11 protein-coding genes are annotated in these 18,703 nt (G+C 71.6%); all 11 read right to left on the bottom strand.

The features are described from left to right. Positions 1-12: 12 nt before the first annotated feature. Positions 13-2,514 (bottom strand): aminotransferase class I/II-fold pyridoxal phosphate-dependent enzyme, encoded by a 2,502-nt coding sequence (locus MB828_RS02240; protein WP_343236142.1) that lies wholly within the window; start codon positions 2,512-2,514, stop codon positions 13-15. Continuing rightward, positions 2,511-3,536 (bottom strand): 4-hydroxyphenylpyruvate dioxygenase, encoded by a 1,026-nt coding sequence (hppD, locus tag MB828_RS02235; RefSeq protein ID WP_301646704.1) that lies wholly within the window; start codon positions 3,534-3,536, stop codon positions 2,511-2,513. Before hppD ends, MB828_RS02240 begins: the two co-directional genes overlap by 4 nt. A gap of 43 nt (positions 3,537-3,579) precedes the next feature. Next, positions 3,580-5,163 (bottom strand): MBL fold metallo-hydrolase, encoded by a 1,584-nt coding sequence (locus tag MB828_RS02230; RefSeq protein WP_133029064.1) that lies wholly within the window; start codon positions 5,161-5,163, stop codon positions 3,580-3,582. Positions 5,164-5,346: 183 nt separating this feature from the next. Then, entirely contained in the window at positions 5,347-6,291 is a 945-nt protein-coding gene (locus MB828_RS02225) for an ornithine carbamoyltransferase (RefSeq protein ID WP_430381317.1), read from the bottom strand. A gap of 19 nt (positions 6,292-6,310) precedes the next feature. Further along, on the bottom strand, positions 6,311-7,324 hold the full coding sequence (locus MB828_RS02220) for a pyridoxal-phosphate dependent enzyme (protein ID WP_133029066.1): 1,014 nt from the start codon (positions 7,322-7,324) through the stop codon (positions 6,311-6,313). A 12-nt stretch (positions 7,325-7,336) separates the two neighbouring features. Next, complete coding sequence (locus MB828_RS02215) at positions 7,337-7,675, bottom strand: hypothetical protein (RefSeq protein ID WP_301646703.1); 339 nt, start codon at positions 7,673-7,675, stop codon at positions 7,337-7,339. A gap of 17 nt (positions 7,676-7,692) precedes the next feature. After that, positions 7,693-7,968, bottom strand: coding sequence for a hypothetical protein (locus MB828_RS02210; RefSeq protein ID WP_301646702.1), 276 nt, complete (start codon positions 7,966-7,968; stop codon positions 7,693-7,695). A gap of 230 nt (positions 7,969-8,198) precedes the next feature. Further along, the gene (locus MB828_RS02205) at positions 8,199-8,975 is read right to left on the bottom strand and encodes an ABC transporter permease (RefSeq protein ID WP_133029068.1); all 777 of its coding nucleotides are present in this window, start codon (positions 8,973-8,975) and stop codon (positions 8,199-8,201) included. After that, a complete protein-coding gene (locus MB828_RS02200; protein ID WP_301646701.1) occupies positions 8,972-10,525 on the bottom strand; it encodes an ABC transporter permease subunit in 1,554 nt (517 codons plus the stop codon). Before MB828_RS02200 ends, MB828_RS02205 begins: the two co-directional genes overlap by 4 nt. Then, positions 10,522-11,475, bottom strand: coding sequence for an ATP-binding cassette domain-containing protein (locus MB828_RS02195; protein ID WP_133029070.1), 954 nt, complete (start codon positions 11,473-11,475; stop codon positions 10,522-10,524). Before MB828_RS02195 ends, MB828_RS02200 begins: the two co-directional genes overlap by 4 nt. Positions 11,476-11,620: 145 nt before the next feature. Beyond that, on the bottom strand, positions 11,621-18,703 hold a 7,083-nt coding region (locus tag MB828_RS02190), incomplete at its 5' end, for a non-ribosomal peptide synthetase (protein ID WP_301646700.1).

Genomic DNA, 18,703 nt, shown 5'->3' with positions numbered 1-18,703 from the left:
GCAGCAGGCCGGTTAAGCCGTCTGCGCTTTCACGAAGTGGGTCAGCCGCTCGATTCCGTCGGCTATTTCCTGATGGGTGAGATAGCTGACGGAAAGCCGGATCTCGCGATCCCCGCCACCCTGTGGATAGAAGTACGACATGGGCGTCCAGATGACGCCGAACTCCTCCGCCGAGCGGGCGAGCGCCGCATTGTCGGCGCGGAACGGCACCTGGGCCGAGAGGAAGAAACCGCCGGCGGGTTCGTTCCAGCGCACGCCCAGCCGGGCGCGTTCGTCCTCCGGGAAGCCGCGCTCGAGTTCCCGGAGCGTGACCCGCATCGCGTCCCCGTAGTAGGCGGCGGCCCGGGTGTTGAGTTCGGAGGTGCGTCCGTCGGCGGACAGCAGCATGCCCGCCGCGACGGCCTGGCTCACCGGGGAGGTGTTCACGGTCACCATGCTCTTGATCTTGGTGAGTTCGTCGGCGAGCAGCCCGGTGCGTCCCGCGTCGTCGACGACGCTCTGGTCCGCGACGGCGAACCCGACCCGGGCCCCCGGGAACAGCGTCTTGGAGTAGGAGCCCAGGTGCACGACCCTGCGGTCCCGGTCCAGGGACTTGAGGGTCGGGAGCTGCCGGCCGGGGCTGACCATCCGGTACGGGGTGTCCTCCAGGATCAGCAGGTCCTCGCGGCGCGCGAGGTCGAGGAGTTCCCGCCGGACTCTCAGCGGCATGGTCCGGCCGGAGGGGTTGGAGTGGTCGGGGATGACGTAGAAGGCGCGGGGCCGCCGTCCGCGGGCCCGTTCGGTGCGCAGGGCCGCCTCCAGACGCGCAGGGTCGAATCCGTCGTCGTCCTCCTCCACCGCGGTCACCTCGACGTCCAGCAGCCGGGCGGCGCCGGTGATGCCGACGTAGCAGGGGCTGGAGACCAGCAGCGCGTCGTCGGGGCCCGAGATCAGGGCGCGGACCGCCAGGAACATCGCCTCCTGGCAGCCGACGGTGACCACGACCGCCTCCGGCCCCACGTCGATGTTCTCGTCCTTGCGCAGCGAGTCGGCGATCAGCTCGCGGATCTGTCCGCTCGTCGGGCCGTACTGGAAGAGCGCGGAGCGCACCTGCTCCGGTGAGGCGCCGCCCTCCTCGAGGTGGTCGAGGTAGCGGCGCAGGTACGTGAAGATGTCCTCGGTGCGGAAGAAGCCGTCGTAGGGGCGGCCCGGGGCGAAGGAGATCGCGTCGGGGTAGCGGTGGGTGATCTCGTTCAGGAAGTTCATGGTGTCCAGGACCGGGTCCCGCAGACTGCCGTGCAGTTCCGCCTTGCGCAGTCCGGAGCTCTCCGCACCGCTCCGTGCCGTGCGGAGCCGCACCTCGGCCGGGGAGGCCGCCGGGGTGGCCGCCGGAGTGGCGGCGCCCACCAGGCGGGGGCCCGCCTGGGCGACGGAGGCCGTCCCGGTGAGCGTCATCGCCTCGGTGAGTTCCTCGGCGAGGGTGTCCAGCACCCGCCCCACACCTGTCTCCCCGTGGACCGCCAGCCCGTGCAGGACGGGCCGTCCGAGGAGGGCCGCGTCGGCGCCCAGCGCCAGCGCGGCCAGCACGTCGTGGCCCCGGCGGACCCCGCCGTCGACGAGCACCGGGCAGGCGTGGTCCACAGCCGCGGCGACCTCGGGCAGGACGTCCAGGGTGGCGGGCGCTCCGTCCAGTTGGCGGCCGCCGTGGTTGGACACGACGATCCCGTCGACCCCCGCGGCCAGGGCCCGGCGCGCGTCGTCCGCGGTCAGGATGCCCTTGACCAGCACGGGGAGGGAGCTGACGGAACGCAGCCAGTCGACGGACGACCAGTCGAGGCCGTCGTCGAACGCGGTCAGCGCGTGGTCGGCGGGGGACGAGACGCGCTCGCCGGGCAGGTTGGCGGGCACGACGCCGGCCGGGAGTCGGAAGCCGTTGCGCAGGTCGCGCAGCCGCCGGCCGAGGCGAGGCGCGTCCACCGTGAGCACCAGCGCCTCGAAGCCCGCCCGTTCGGCGCGCTCCACCAGGGCCCGGGTCACCGCCCGGTCCCGGAAGCAGTACACCTGGAGCCACAGAGGTGCGGACGCGGTCTCGGCGATGTCCTCGAAGGTGCGCCCGGCGAAGGTGCTCACGACCAGGGGGACGCCGGCCCGGCCTGTCGCCCGGGCGGTGGCCACCTCCCCGGCCTCGTGGACCAGCGTGTGATAGGCGACGGGCGCGACGGCGAACGGCGCCGCCCAGTCGCGGCCCAGGATCCGCGCGCCGAGGTCCGGCCGGCCCGCGCCGGTCAGGACGCGGGGCCGGAGCCGCACCCGGTCGAACGCCTCGACGTTGGCCGCGAGGGTCCGTTCCTGTCCCGCGCCGCCCTCGATGAAGTCCCACGTCCCGGGGCTCAGCACGGCGCGGGCCAGCTCGGCGTACTCGGCCGGCGTGTAGGGACCCCCGCCGGAGCCCACGGCGTCCGGGGCGGCCACGGCGTCCGGGGTGTCGGCGGCTTCGGTGGCCTTAGCGACTCCGGTGGCGTTCGCGGCGTTCACCCGGCGGCCAGCCGATCGCGTTCCACGGCCTCGTACAGGGCACGGATGTTGGCGCTGCCGAATCCGCGCGAGCCCTGACGCTGTATCAACTCGTAGAAGAGGGTGTTGCGTTCGTAGGGGGAACGGCTGAACAGCTGCAGCAGGTATCCCCATTCGTCGCGGTCGGCGAGGATCTGCCCGGCGCGCAGCTCGGAGATCTCCTCCCGCATGTCCGCGAACCGCTCGGCCAGCAGGTCGTAGTACGTGCCGGGGGTGCTGAGGAACTCCACGCCCCGGTCGCGGAACTCGCCGACCGCCGGGATGATCTCGTCGACGAGGAAGGCCAGGTGCTGGACGCCGGGGCCGCCGTTGCGGTCCAGGAAGGCGTCGAGCTGTCCGGGGTCCTTGCCGGGGTCGGACGCGACGAGGGTGAAGGTGACGCGTCCGGTGCCGCTGCGCACGACGACGGAGTCCATCGCCTGTCCGCCGACGGCGACGTACTCCGAGGAGTAGCGCTCCATGCCGAACGCGGCACCGTAGAAGTCGGCGTACCGGCTGAGGCTGCCGCCCTCCACGCACACCGCGACGTGGTCGAGCAGGCGGATCCGCCCCGCGGGGCCGGGCGGCGCCTGCGGTGCGGGGACCCAGCGGCGTCCGGCGGGCCACCGGGCTCCGGCGGCGTCCGGGGCGTGGGCCACCAGGGTGTGGGTGACGTCCCCGAAGCCCGACACGACCGGGCTGCCGTACACCGGGTCCAGCGGTTCGGCCCCGGCGGCGACGGCGTCGGCGTAGGTGGCGTCCACGTCGTCGCAGGCCAGGGCGAGGTCGGCGATGCCGTCCCCGTGCTGGTCGAGGAACTTCCACGTTCCCCGGCCCGACGTGATGACGAGGTGGGTCTCACCCTGGCGCAGCAGGATGGAGCTCCGGTCGGCCTGCACGCAATCCGCGACGCGCGTGAAGTCCATGCCCTCGACGAAGTAGTCGACGGTGGACGGTGCGTCTTTCGTGTACAGCTCGACGTGCGCTATGTCGTGCGCCGTCATGGACGTACCTCCTGAGGGACCGGTGATCCGGGCTGTCGATCGGCTACCAGCGCCATTCCTGCTGGCCGTAGAGGTGGCCGGACTTGATGCCGCGGTCCTTGCACCAGCTCATGAACTCGTCGATCTGCTTGATCTGGTACGTGTCCTCGGTGTACGTCGTCGCCATGACGTGGCCCAGCCAGGGCTCCTCGCCCATGGCGTAGACGTACGCCTCCTTGGCGCCGAGTTCGACCATGATGTCGCCGGCCTGCGCGGCATTGGAACCGGACAGTTTGCGGGAGCTGCTCATCTTCTTGGTCACGGGCTTGGTCAGCAGCGCCTGGTAGAGCCAGGTGAGCGGGGCGCCGTCGCACTCCATGCCGAGGAAGGCGATGTCGGCGGTGCCGAGGTGCGCCTTCACGTGCCGGTACAGCAGCGGGTCGATACCGGAGGAGTCGGCGCCGACGAACACCTTCTTGCCGGCGAACTCGGCCCAGTACGTGGACTTTCCGCGGATGTCGAGGTCGCAGTGCTCGCCGAGGAAGGGGGTGGCGGTGACCTTGCCGCCCGGGAAGGCGACCTCGTCGAAGTCGTCGACCTCGATGACGGGGAAGCCCTGGTACTTCAGCATCAGCGCCATCGAGGGGTCGGCCAGGTTGCCGCGCGAGGCACGCGGCAGGACGACCGCGCCGACCCGGCCGCGCAGCTGGAGCAGCGTCTCCAGGACGATGTGGTCCTGATGGCCGTGGGTGATGAGTACCAGGTCGATGAAGTCGGGCAGGTCGTCGAGGGTGTAGCGGTCGCCGGCCGTGTTGTCGGCGCTGATGAACGGGTCGGTGACGATCGCCGCTTCGGGGGTCTGCAGGACCAGACAGGCGTGTCCGAAGTAGCGGATCCGGCCGCCGCTGTCGATGTGCCGGTCCGGGGAGAGGGCGGGCTGCTCGCTGAGCATCCCGGACAGCTGCTTCGTCTGGTCCTCGTCCAGCTCCAGGGCCTCGCGCAGGTGGGCCAGGGTGGTGGGGCGCACGCGGGTCCTGAACAGCTCCTCGAGGCCGGCGTGCCGGAACGGGATCGGCAGCTCCAGGACGTCCGGGGAGGGCAGCCGCGGGGTGCTGAGGATGAACGGACGCTCGATGCCGGTCTCGAAGGACAGCTGCACCGACTGGCGTGCCTCCTGGTAGACGCTGCTGCGGTAGGCCAGCGGCTCCAGGAACCGGATCTGCGCCTGGTTGTCGGTGTCGTAGGCCAGCTCGACCAGGCCGCCGAGCTCCGGGGGCAGCTTCGGGTAGAGCGGGGTGAGGTCGAAGCCGGTGGCGTTCGCCCGCAGCAGTTCCTGGCCCTCGGCGATCGCCTCGGCGAACCGCAGCATCTCCGCCCGTTCGCGCTTGATGGTGGCGAGCAGGTCGCGTACCTCGTCGGCGCGTTCCTCGGGGATGTTGATGAAGTAGCCGCCGCGCAGTTCGGGGTTGTGGCTGGCCGCGACGTGGACCTTCGGTGACTGCAGGTAGGACTCCAGCAGCGGGACCTGGAGGAAGGCCAGGTTCATCGCGGCCTGTACGGGGGCCAGGGTGTGCGGCCAGACGTAGAACCGGTCCACGAGCGGCTCGACGATGACCTTGGACCGCAGATACAGCTGCTCTTCAGCCATGTGCTTGCCGCCTCCAGGAGAAACCGATCGGACTTCGAGGAAATCAAGGAATCGAGGAATCGAGGAATCGAGGAAAACGTGATGTGGAACGACCACTGCAGAGAATCAGCAGATTCCCCGGAAAGACAACCGGGACTGACTCTGTTCAACTGCGGCGCCGGGCGGTGCGCGTGCGGAGAGCGGTCAGGCGCGATCCGTGCCGGCGATGACTTCTTCGAGGACCGCCATGGCGCTGGTGAGTTTCATACGGGCCTGTTTCCAGGCGATCGAGCGGGGTCCTTCGAGGACGGCTGCCGAGACCTCCTCGCCGCGGTGGGCCGGCAGGTCGTGCATGAACTTCGCGTCGGGCCAGCGGGCCATCAGCCGCTCGTCGACATGGAACGGCTGGAAGACCCGGCGCCAGTCGGGGTCCGGTTTGACCGTGCCGGTGGTCTGCCAGCGGGTGGTGTAGACGATGTGCACCTGGTCGGGGAGTTCGTCGAGGTCGTGGACCTGCCGGACGGTTCCGCCGGCCGTGGCCGCCTGCTTCGCGGCGTCGTCGAGGACCTGCGGGTCGAGTCCGTAGCCGGGTGGCGTGGCGAACGTGACGTCGCAGCCCGGCAGTCGGGAGAGCCCGTACGCGAGTGCGGACGCGGTGTTGTTCCCCTCCCCCACGTACAGCACCGTCAGACTTTCCAGGGTTCCGAATTCCACGAGCATGGTGCCCAGGTCGCAGATGCCCTGTGTCGGGTGTTCCTCGGTGGCCATCGCGTTGATGACGGGAAGGTCGCCGGCGCGGGATATCTCCCGCAGTTCCCGCAGCGGTCCGGCCGTGCGCGCGACGAGTCCGTCGAGCATGGATCCAAAGACACGTCCGGTGTCCTCGAGGGTTTCCCCAGTGGCCGTCTGGAGATCCTGGGGGCCGTACAGCAGGGGAAATCCGCCGAGTTTGACGGTGCCGGCGCTGAAGGCGGTTCTGGTGCGCGTCGACGTCTTGGTGAACAGCACCCCGACGACCTTGTCGCGGAGCGGACGCCCGTGCGCCGTCTCGTCGTGGAACAGTTCCCGGGACCGGGCGGCGAGGCGTTCCAGGTCCTGCCTGGTCAGGTCGGACAGCGTGAGCAGCCCGCGTTCCCTTGCGACCATGATTCTCCGCTCTCGAGGGGCTTCACCCGAACGGTTCGGCCGGGTCTCCCCCGGCGGGGGTGCCGGCGCCGCCGATCCGGGCCGCCGTGATGCCGTGGGCGGCCCGCCAGCCGGGGTGGTAGAGGGTGCTCAGGTACCGGTCCGCGCCGTCGGGGCACAGACAGACCAGTTCGTGCGTCTCCGGTTCCTCGCCGAACAGCCGCAGTGCGGCGGCGACGGTGGCTCCGGAGCTGCCGCCGACGCCGATGCCGGCGTGCTCGGACAGCCAGAGGCAGGCCGCGATCGCGTCGCTGACGTCGACGTACAGGGCCTGCGCCCGGTCGGCGGGCAGGAAGTACGACGGACAGCTCGCCCCGATCCCGGACAGCAGCCGCCTGCCGGGCGGTGCCCCGCCGAGGGCGGCGGAGCCGTGCACGTCGACACCGACCAGCTTCCAGGGGACGTCCGTCTCGTCGACGTACCGGGCCAGGCCCGCCAGGGTGCCGCCTGTCGAGACGGGCACCAGCAGGGTCGCGGGGCCGGGCACCTGCCGTCTGAGTTCGGGCGCCGTGGTCACGAAGTGGGCGCGGGGATTTGCTTCGCTGCGGTACTGGTTGGTCCACACGAGTCCGGGACGGGTGCGCAGTTGTTCCCGGACGTGCCGGATGCGGTTGAGAAGATAACCACCGGAGGAATCCGGTTCGTCGACGACCGTGACGCGCGCGCCCAGTTCACGCATGCGGTCCACGAAGAACGAGCTGGTGCGGGGATCGACGACGGCGTTGAAGGGAATTCCGCGCCCCTGGCATTCGGCCGCCATCGCGACGCCGAGATTCCCCGACGTCGATTCGATGATGCCGATTTCCTTGTCGATTCGGTCGGCCACGTGCTCGATGAGAAAGACGGCGATGCGGTCCTTCAACGAGCCGTGGGGATTGTGCGATTCGAGTTTCAGCCGGAGCCGGCGCTCGAGTCCGTGCACAGTCACGGCGACATCCACGATCGGAGTGGTCCCGACCGGGGGAAGTGCCGGATGCGGAGAGCTCACCGCCCTCATGATGGAAACCTGTCAGCCGGCGGCCTCGGACATTTCCACGATGACGAGGCGACCGGTTCCCTTGAGTGTCGCCAGGTCGATGTCGGCGATGCAGCGCACCGGGTCGTCGTTGAGGATCAGGGTGCCCTCGACGTGGACGGTGCCGGTGCCCTGCCCGAAGTCGGCCGCGCCGAGTTCGGTCGCGGCCTGGTCCAGGCGTATCCCGAGGTCGGTGCCGCCGCGGGTCTCGGTGAACTTCACGAACACGGTGCCGATGTCGGTGAGCCGGGTGTGCAGCTCCTCCAGGGTGGGCTTGGGTCCGCCCACCTCCACCGGCTGTACGTCGCTCAGGCGTTGCGTCAGCTCATCCATGGCAGCCTCTCGTGGGCTCAGTTCTGCTCGGAGTCGGCGTAGGCGAAGGCGAGGTCCTCGGGAATGCGGAACTTCAGCGTGGTCTCGCAGAATTCGCGCCACTCGGGGGTGTCCTCGGTGAAGAGTCTCTTGTCCTTGTCGACGCCGACCGGGCTGATCAGCACGGTCAGTTCGTCGCAGAGGAACACCGTGGTGTCGTCGGTCAGCTCGCGCTCTTCCGGCTGTGCGCCGGCCGCCCAGCCCGGAAATCGACGCAGTTCACCCAGCAGGTAGGACTTGCAGTACTTCCTCACCGGAACCTCCGAAAGCGAGCCGACGGCGAACACGGGCACGCGCAGCACCCGGAAAAGGAATCCGTCGGAATGCCGCGAAACGTGTTGTCGCGTGATTAGGCGCTCTCAGCGTACGGCAATGGTGCCTGCTCATCCATAAGTGCCCGTGCGGGACGGCTCGTTCGCGTGTTCAACCGCTTCCTGTGCGGCGGTTGAACACGCGAACCGGGTGGTGCGGTGCGGAGGTTCCGTCACGCGTCCCGCGAGCGCAGCAGCCAGCCGCCCGCCAGCAGCGCGCCGGTGGCCCACAGCGCCAGCACACCCAGGCCCTTCCAGGGTCCGATGGGCAGCTTGTCCAGGTCGATGGTGCTCTGGACGGCAAGGCCGGCGGTCATCGGGGAGATCTGCTGGAGGTGGCGCTGCCAGTCCGGGTCGGCGACCACCTGGGCGAGGATCGGGAAGACGAACAGCAGCGCGAGCACGATGCCGATGGCGGTCGCCGAGTTCCGTACGACCAGCGCGATCCCGAGGCTGAGGAGACCGATCAGGACGAGGTAGAGCACGGAGCCGACGGCGGCCCGGAGCGTGGACCCGTCGGCCAGCGACAGGGTGCCGTAGCCGTGCGCCTTGGTGAATCCGCGGTCCGGCTGGACGATCCGCCCGGTCAGCAGGGACGCCAGCACCGCTACCGTACCGGCGACCAGCATGACCGCGGTGAGGACGGATGCCTTGGCGCCCAGCACGGTGAGGCGGCGCGGCACCGCCGCGAGGGTCGTCTTCATCATGCCGCTGCTGTACTCGTTGCCCACCATGAGCACCGCCACGATGGCGACGACGACCTGCCCGACCATCACCCCGGTGAGGCTCAGCCGGGCCGGGTCCTGCCCGCAGCCCGCGGTGTCGCAGCGGGAGGTCATGGCCACCGCGGCGCCGACCGCCACGGTCAGGGCGACCACACCCAGCACCAGCCAGCCGTTGCCGGCCTCGGTGCGCAGCTTGGTCCACTCGGCGTGTCCGGCCCTTCTCATACGTCCCTCCGGCGCAGCAGGACCACGGCGGCGGCGAACGCCACGGCCGCGTAGACGCACAGCACGGCGAAGCCGGACCAGGGTGCCAGCGGGAAGTAGCCCGAGCCGGGTGCGTAGACGGTGACGACCTGGTCGTACCGCGCGACGCTCTGCAGGATGGCGAAGCCGGCGGCGGGGGTGACCCGCAGCAGCCACTCGGAGGCGCCGTCCGGCAGTACCGAGGCGGTGGCGAGGAGGTAGGGCAGCACCATGCCGACGACGACCACGGTGATGGCGACGGCGCTGCGCCGCAGGACGGTGCCGACGGCGAGGGCGAGGACACCCGCGACGGCGAGCAGCAGGCCCGTGCCGACGACGACCCGCAGTTCGGTGCCGGTGGGCACGGTGAGCACGGGGAAGCCGTTCGCCTTCGAGCGCTCTCCGCCGAGGGGCACCATGACGGCCGCGGAGACCAGCCCCACGAGGAACCCGACGGTGCCCACCACGAGTGCCTTGGCCACCAGGACGCGGCCGCGGCGCGGGCTCGCCGCCAGGGTGACGCCGATCAGGCCCCGCCGGTACTCGACGGTGATGTAGCCCGCGCCGACGACGACCATGATGATCAGCCCGGCGAACGCGCCGACGAGGAAGTTCTCGATGGTCCGCACGCCGCTGGTGGCGGGCCCGCCCACGACCGGCGCGATGTCTCCGGCGCCGGTGACGGCGAAGCCGCTGCCGGACGGGACGGCCTGGCCCTTAGTGTTCTGGCTGTAGCTACCGGAGGTGCCCGCCCCGTCACCGACCTGAACCTGCTGCCAGCTGCCCGCGGTCCACTGGCCGCCGAGGTCCACCTGGTCGAAGGTGCCGGTGGCCACGGCGGGCGCGAAGCCGGTCCCTGTGCCGGTCTTCTCCTCCACCGAAGGCGAGGTCACGAACAGCCCGACCTGCGCGGTCGCCGACAGCCCTGGCAGCCGTGCGCTGCCGGTCTCGGTCCACTTGGTGCCGTCGGCCGACTGGTAGCCGGTGACGGTGTCGCCGGAGCGCTGCAGGCGCAGCCAGACCGGCTGCTCCCGGCCGGCCCGTCCGGACGGGCCGGCGATGTCGTGCGTGTAGTCGTACTGCATGCGCACGCCGTGCGCGCCGGTCAGCATCATCGCCGCGTACGCCGAGCCCTGGTCCAGGCCGTCCTTGACGATGATCCCGGCCTTCGCCCAGGGCGCGAGTCCTGTGCGGTTGTGTGCCGGGTCGGTGGCGACCACACCGGTGAGCGACGACACGGAGACGGTGATGGTGCCGTCGCCCTGGAGCGGCTGGTGCACGAAGTAGAAGCTGTCGTTGACCGCTTCGCCGCCGGGACCGACGGGCAGCGCGCCGCTGCCGTCCGAGCCCGACTGGTTGCCCGCGGCGGTGGCGAGCAGTCCGACCAGGCAGATGACGAGGACGGCGCCGATACTGCTCGCGGTCCAGCCGCGCACGGTGCGGAACTTGGTCCATTCCGCGTGCAGCAGGCGTCCGAAGCCGCCGCGGTCCGGCCGTGGTTTAGCGCGGGCCGGGGTGAGGGTGGAGGTCATCGGCCGGCCTCCTCGGGCATCGTCCCGCGGTACTGCACGGCGTCCCGGGTGAGTTCCATGTAGGCCTCCTCCAGCGACGCGCGGTGCGAGGAGACCTCGGAGAACGGCACCGCGTGGGCGCCGAGCAGGGAGACGACGTTCTCGGCCGGCATGCCGGTGACGCTGATGGTGTCGGTGCCGCTGGAGCTGACGGTGGCGCCGGCGCGGGCCAGTACCGTCATGGCGTCGTTGCGGGCGGAGGTGCGCAGGGTGACGCGTCCCTCGGACATGGACTCCAGCAGCTGACGCACGCTCATGTCGGCGAGGACCCTGCCCCGTCCGACGACGACCACGTGGTCCGCGGTGTCCTGGAGCTCGCTCATCAGGTGGCTGGAGACGAGCACCGCCCGCCCTTGGGCCGCGAGCGAGGCGAGGAAGCCCCGCATCCACATGAAGCCCTCGGGGTCGAGGCCGTTGAACGGCTCGTCCAGCATGACGACCGGCGGGTCACCGAGGAGGGCCGCCGCGATGCCGAGCCGCTGTCGCATGCCGAGCGAGAAACCGCCCGCCTTGCGCTGTGCCACTTCCTGAAGGCCGGCCTGGCGGAGCACCGCGTCGACCCGGGCGGCGTTCAGTCCCTGTGAGTGGGCCAGCCACAGCAGGTGGTGGCGGGCGGACCGGCTGGGCTGCACGGCGGCGGCGTCCAGCAGCGCCCCGACGTGCTTCAGCGGTGTGCGCAGATCCCGGTAGGGGCGTCCGCCGACCAGGGCGCTGCCCGCGTCCGGTTTGTCGAGGCCGAGGATCACCCGCATCGTGGTGGACTTCCCGGCGCCGTTCGGACCGACGAAGCCGGTGACCTGACCGGGCCTGACGGTGAACGTCATCCCGTCCAGCGCCTGGGTGCTCCCGAAGCGCTTGCGCACGTCCCTGACCTCGATCGTCGCATCCGACTCATCGATCGTCTTCTCCATGGTGAAAACCCTAGGGAGAACGGGGTCCGCGGTCGTCACGGCACAGAGCCAGCTTTCACGGCGCCCCTGTGAGGGAGGAAAAACGCCGCCCGTCCCCCACGTGAGGGACGGGCGGTGTGCGGGGTGTCCTCCCTGAGGAGGACGCCTACAGGTCGAACTCCTCGTACTCTGCCCCGTCCTCGGTCTCGCCGTCCGGGCCCACGATCGCGGCGATCGCCGCGATCGTGGGCTGTTCGAAGACCTCGGCGAGGGTCAGGCCGACGTCGAACACCTCCCGGATGCGCGAGACCAGCTGGGTGGCCAGCAGGGAGTGTCCGCCCAGGTCGAAGAAGTTGTCCTGCACGCCGACCCGTTCGGCCCCCAGGAGCTCCGCCCAGATCCCGGCGAGCACGTCCTCGGTGCCGGTACGGGGCGCCACGTACGCCTGCGCCGAGCCCGTACGGGCCGCACCGGCCGGCTCGGGCAGGGCGGCGCGGTCGACCTTCCCGTTGGTGGTGAGCGGCAGCTCGGTGAGCTCGACGAGGACCGCGGGGACCATGAACGCCGGGAGCCGGCCAGCCGCGAAGGCCCGCAACTCGGCGGTGGGGGGCAGGCCCTCACGCTGGTCGGCGGGGACCAGGTAGGCGACCAGGCGACGGTCGGTGTCGTCGCCGTGGGCGGTGACCACGGCCGTGCGGACCGCCGGGTGGGCGCCGAGGACCGCCTCGATCTCCCCCGGCTCGATCCGGTAGCCGCGCACCTTCACCTGGTCGTCGGCCCGGCCCAGGAACTCCAGCCGTCCGTCCGCCAGCCGGCGCACCCGGTCCCCCGACCGGTACATGCGCTGCCCGTCACCCGTGAACGGGTCGGCGAGGAAGCGCTCGCCCGTCAGCGCCGGCCGCCCGAGGTACCCGCGTGCCACCTGGGCCCCCGCGATGAACAGCTCACCGGCCACTCCGGGGGGTACCGGCCGCAGCGCGGCGTCCAGGACGTACACCCGGGTGCGGGGAACCGCTCCGCCGATCGACGGCGCCCGCGTGCCGGCCGTGTCGCACGCGCCGACCGTGGCACAGACCGTCGTCTCGGTCGGGCCGTAGGCGTTGAAGAGCCGGCGCCCGGCGGCCCAGCGCCGCGCGAGGTGCCCCTCCAGCCGTTCCCCGGCCGTGAACAGGGTGCCCACGGTGCTCCACTCCTGCGGCCGCAGCACGTCGAGCAGCGACGGCGGCACGGTCGCCACCTCCACCCCGCCGCGCGCGACGAGCGTGGCCAGCCGGTCCGGTTCGGCCCGCTCCACGGCACCGGCCATGACCAGGGTGCCGCCGCCGGCCAGGGCCATCAGGACCTCCCAGACGGACGCGTCGAACCCGAACGGCGCGAACTGCAGCACGCGTGTACCCGCGTCCGGGCCGAGCACCGACCGCTGTGCCGCGGCCAGGCTCACGGCGCCCGCGTGGGTGACCTGGACGCCCTTCGGACGCCCGGTCGACCCCGAGGTGTAGATGACGTACGCCGACTGGTCGCCGTGCACGGTCACGTCGAGCGGCCGTGCGGGCCGGCCGGTGAGGGCCGCCGCCACGGCCGGGTCGTCCAGGACGACCGTGCGCAGCCGGCCGACCGGCAGGTCGTCCACCAGGTCCTCGGTGCCCACGAGCACCGACGCTCCGCTGTCGACCAGCACGAACCCGAGCCGTTCCGCCGGGTACTCCGGGTCCAGCGGCAGGTACACACCGCCCGCCAGCCACACCGCCAGCAGTGTCACCACCATTTCCGGCCCCCGGGGCAGGCACACGGCGACGACCGACTCGGCGCCCACCCCGGTGTCCCGCAGGTAGTGCGCCAGCCGTCCGGCCCGGTCCAGCAGCCCCGCGTACGTCAGCGTCCGCCCGCCCGCGACGAGCGCGACCGCGTCCGGTGTCGCCGCCGCCCGCGCGACGATCAGGTCGTGCGCACCGCCCACGGACGGCACCGGCGCGCAGGTGTCGTCCGCGTCGCGCACCAGCCGTCCGGCCTCGTCGTCGGCCAGCAGCGGCAGCTCGCCCACGGACCGGTCGGCGTCCACGGCCACGCCCGCGAGCAGGGTCACGAGGTGCCGTGCCATCCGCTCGACCGTGCTCGCGTCGAACAGCGCGGTGCTGTACTCGAACTCCCCGGCCAGCGCGCCGCCTTCCTCCACGAGCACCAGCCGCAGGTCGAAGCGGGTGGTCAGGGTGTCACCACCGGCATCGAGGAACGCCTGGTCGTCGTCCACGACCTCGCCGCCGTCGCCCTGCGAGAAGTAGTTGAACAGCACTTGGAAGAGCGGGCTGCGGGACCGGTCGCGCTCGACGACCAGGTCGTCCACCACCTGCTCGAACGGCAGGTCCTGGTGGGCATAGGCGTCGAGGGCCAGCGCGCGGACGCGGCCCAGCAGTTCGGTGAAGGCCGGGTCACCGGACAGGTCGGTGCGCAGGACGAGGGTGTTGACGAAGAACCCGATCAGGTCCTCGGTCTCGGCCCGGTTGCGGTTGGCGACGGGCGTGCCGACCACCACGTCGTCCGTGCCGGCGTAGCGGCCCAGCAGGACGTCGAAGGCGGCCAGCAGCGTCATGAACATCGTCGTGCCGTGCTCGCGGGACAGTCCCCGCAGCGCGGCCACCGTCTCCTCCGGGACGGTGAAGCGGGCCCGGGCACCCGCCGGGGACCACACCGCGGGACGGGGCCGGTCCGTGGGCAGCTCCAGCACCGGCGCCCCGCGCAGCCGGTCGCGCCAGTGGGCGAGTTGCGCGTCGAGGACGTCACCGGTCAGCCACTGCCGCTGCCACACTGCGAAGTCGGCGTACTGCACGGCCAGCGCGGGCAGTTCGGGCGCCCGGCCCGCGCGGAACGCGTCGTAGAGGTGGGTGAGTTCACGCTGGAAGATCCGCGTCGACCACTCGTCGGAGACCACGTGGTGCAGGGACAGCGCGAGCACGTGGTCGTCGGCGGCGAGCCGGACGAGGGTGGCGCGGATCAGCGGCCCGGCCGCCAGGTCGAACGGCGTCGCCTCGTCCGTCGCGACCAGCCGTCCGGCGGCCCCGAGCGGGTCGCCCGCGCCGGAGACGTCGACCAGCGGCAGCGGGAACTCCGCCGGCGGGTCGATCACCTGGTACGCCACCCCGTCCGCGCCGGTCACCAGCCGCGTCCGCAGGACCTCGTGCCGTGCGACGAGCGCCCCGAGCGCCGACCGCAGCGCCCTGATGTCGAGGTCCCGGCCCATCCGCACCCGCATGGGCAGGTTGTACTCGGTGGAACCGGGCTCCAACTGGTCCAGGAACCACAGCCGTTGCTGGGCGAAAGACAGCGGAAGCAGCCGGTCCCGGCCGGCCGGGGTCACCGGCCTCACCGTGGTCCGCTCCGAGTCCGCCACCAGCGCGGCCAGTGCACGGACGGTGGGCCGGTCGAAGAGCGCGGCGAGCGGCACCTCGGCGCCCAGCACGTCCCGGATCCGGGAGACCACCTGGGTGGCCAGCAGTGAGTGCCCGCCCAGCTCGAAGAAGTCGTCCTGGGCGCCGACCCGGTCCACGCCCAGGACCCGCCCCCAGATTCCCGCCAGCAGTTCCTCGGCCGTACCGGACGGCGCCACGAAGGCGTCCGTGTCCGACCGGGTCACGCGGGGCGCCGGAAGAGCGGCCCGGTCCAGCTTTCCGTTCGGCGTCAGCGGCAGCGCGGCCAGTTCGGTGAAGACGGCCGGAACCATGAACTCGGGCACACTGTGCCGCAGATGCTCCCGCAGCCCGGAGGCGGCGGGCATGCCGTCGGCCGGTTCGGCCGGGACCAGATAGGCCACCAGGGCACGGGCGGCGCCCTCCCCCCAGGTCGTCACGACGGCGGACCGCACGCCGGGATGCGCCGTGAGGACCGATTCGATCTCACCGGGCTCGACGCGGAAGCCCCGTACCTTCACCTGCTGGTCCATGCGGCCCAGGAACTCCAGCCGCCCGTCGGCCCGCCACCGCACCCGGTCGCCGGACCGGTAGGCACGGGAGCCGTCCCCCGCGTACGGGTCGGCCACGAACCGTTCCGCGGTCAGCGCCGGCCGGTCCCCGTACGCCCGGGCCAGCGACTCACCCGCGATGTACAGCTCGCCCGCGACACCCAACGGCACCGGCTGCAGCCGCTCGTCCAACACCAGCAGCCGCACGTTGGTGAGCGGTGCACCGATGGGCACCAGCCCGCCCGGTGACCAGTCCGTCGTGCCGTGCGGCCGCGGGCACACCGTACTGGCCGCGTCGATGGTGTTCTCGGTGGGGCCGTAGAGGTTCGCGACGACGGCCGTGGCGTTGCGGGCGTAGAAGCGCGCCACGTCGTCCACGGGCAACGCCTCACCCCCGCAGAACACCGCGCGCAGCGACGGCAGGGCGGACGGCCACGGATGGGCCACGAACAGTTTGAACAGCGAGGGCACGAACTGCACCACCGTGATCCGCCGGGACTCCAGCAGCGCCACGACGTAGTCCAGGTCCCCGTGCCGCCCCGGCGCCGCCAGGACGAGTTCCGCACCCGTGGAAAGCGGCCAGAGCAGTTCCCACACCGAGGCGTCGAAGGTCAGCGGCGTCTTCTGCAACACCCGTTCGGAGTCGGCCAGTCGGTGGCGGTCCTGCATCCACGACACCCGGTTCAGGACACCCCGGTGGGTGATCTGCACACCCTTGGGACGGCCGGTCGAACCCGAGGTGTAGATGAGGTACGCGAGTTGCAGCGGCAGGACGGGCACCCGCGGCGGCGTGTCCGGCAGGGCCGTGAGGGCGGCGCGGGTGGCCGGGTCGTCCAGCCACACGACCGTCTCCGGTCCGCCGGCGCCGACCAGGCCCGCGGCCACCTCCCGGTGCCCGACGAGTACCGACGTGCCGCTGTCGGCGAGCATGTACTCCAGACGGTCCGCCGGGTACGAGGGGTCCAGCGGCAGGTAGGCGGCGCCGGCCTGCCACACCGCCAGCACGGCGGCCACCATGTCCGGCCCGCGTTCCAGGCACAGGCCCACCACGGACTCCGGGCCCACGCCCGCACCGCGCAGGAGGTGCGCGAGCCGGTTCGCCCGGGCGAGCAACGTCCCGTAGGTCAGGGTCCGTTCACCCGACACCACGGCGACCGCGTCCGGCCGTGCGGCCGCGCGTTCGGCGATCAGCTCGTGGATGCCGCTCACCTCCGGCAGGGCCGCGGCGGTGTCGGTCCAGGTGTGCAGCAGGTCGTCGCGCTCCGGTCCGGTCAGCAGCGGCAGCGCGCCGACGGGCCGGCCGGGGTCGGCGGCGACGGCCTCCAGGAGCGCGGTCAGGTGCCCGGTCATCCGCTCGATCGTCGCGGCGTCGAAGAGGGCGGTGCTGAACTGGATCTCCCCCGTCAGGGCGCCGGCGTCCGTGCCCTCCGTGCCGAGCGTCACCATCAGGTCGAACTTGACGGGGAGGTTCACCGGGAGGGCCTGGGTGCCGGGCTCGCCGCCGCGTTCCCCGGAGCCGGAGCCGCGTTCCTCGGAGTCGTAGCTGAACAGGACCTGGAAGAGGGGGGTTCGGGAGCGGTCGCGGTCGACGACCAGCTCGTCCACCACCTGCTCGAACGGCAGGTCCTGGTGGGCGTAGGCGCCGAGGGCCGTCTCCCGGACCCGCGCCAGGAGTTCGGTGAAGGTGGGGTCACCGGACAGGTCGGTGCGCAGCACGAGGGTGTTCACGAAGAACCCGATCAGGTCCTCCGTCTCGGCCCGGTTCCGGTTCGCCACCGGGGTGCCGACCGCGATGTCCTCAGCGCCGCCGTAGCGGCTCATCAGCACGTCGAAGGCGGCCAGGAGCGTCATGAACATCGTCGTGCCGTGCTCACGCGACAGCGCCCGCAGGGCGTCCGCCGTCTCCGCCGGAACGGCGAACCGGCGCACCGAACCGTCAGTGGACCGCACCGGCGGACGCGGCCGGTCGGTGGGCAGCTCCAGCACCGGCACACCGGTCAGCTTCTCCCGCCAGTACCCGAGCTGGGCGTCCACGATCTCGCCGCTCAGCCACTGCCGCTGCCACACCGCAAAGTCGGCGTACTGGATCGCCAACGGTGGAAGCGGATCCGGCAGGCCCGCACGGAACGCCTCGTACAGGGCGAGCAGTTCCCCTTGGAAAGCTCGGTCGGACCACTCGTCGAAGACGACGTGGTGGAACGTCAGGGCGAGCACGTGGTCGCCGTCGGCGATCCTCAGGAGGCCGGCCCGCACGAGGGGGCCGGTCGCCAGGTCGAAGGGAGCGAGGCCCTGTCGAGCCGTCACCGCATCCGCCTCGCGCGCCGGGTGCGTGGCCCCGGAGAGATCGACGACGGGCAGGGGCAGGGAGATGGGCGGGTCGATGATCTGGTGGGGTACGCCGTCGGCATCGGCGACCAGGCGGGTGCGCAGCACTTCGTGGCGGGCCACGATCGCGTCCAGGGCCGCGCCCAGGGCCCGGAGGTCCAGCTCGCCGGGCAGGTGCAGCCGGGTCGACATGTTGTACTCGGTCGCCCCGGGCTCCAACTGGTGCAGGAACCAGAGTCGTTGCTGCGCGAACGACAGCGGCAGCGGGCGGTCGCGGTCCGCCGGTGTGACCGGTGGCAGGACACTCCCCCGGCCCGCGCCGTCGATCACGGCGGCCAGACCGCGGACAGTGGGCTGGTCGAAGAGCGCGGCCAGCGGAATCTCCGCCGCGAACACCTCACGCACCCGCGAGACGATCTGCGTCGCGAGCAGGGAGTGCCCGCCCAGGTCGAAGAAGCTGTCCCGGGTGCCGATCCGGTCGACGTCCAGTACCTGAGCCCAGATACCGGCCAGCAGTTCCTCGGTCGCGGTCGCCGGGGGCGTGTAGGAGGAGCCGGCGTGCGGGGCCTGCGGCTCGGGCAGCGCGGCACGGTCGATCTTCCCGTTCGGGGTCAGCGGCAGCACCGCCAGCTCGACGAACAGGGAGGGCACCATGTACTCCGGCAGCACCTCACGTACATACTCGCGCAGTTCGGACACCGGTGGCATGCCGTTGGCCGGGTCGGCCGGGACCACATAGGCGACCAGACGCCGGTCACTGTCCACGCCGTGAGCGGTCACGACGGTGGCATGGACCGCCGGGTGCGCGCTCAGGACCGTCTCGATCTCGCCGGGCTCGATACGGAACCCGCGGACCTTGACCTGATGGTCGGCCCGGCCCAAGTACTCCAGACGGCCCTCAGAAAGCCAGCGCACACGGTCGCCGGTGCGATACAGCCGGGAGCCGTCGGCGGAGAAGTGGTCGGGGACGTA

This window comes from Streptomyces arenae, from assembly GCF_022343545.1.
GTDB classification, from domain to species: Bacteria; Actinomycetota; Actinomycetes; order Streptomycetales; family Streptomycetaceae; genus Streptomyces; species Streptomyces humi.
This window is presented reverse-complemented; position numbering and strand designations above follow the sequence as displayed.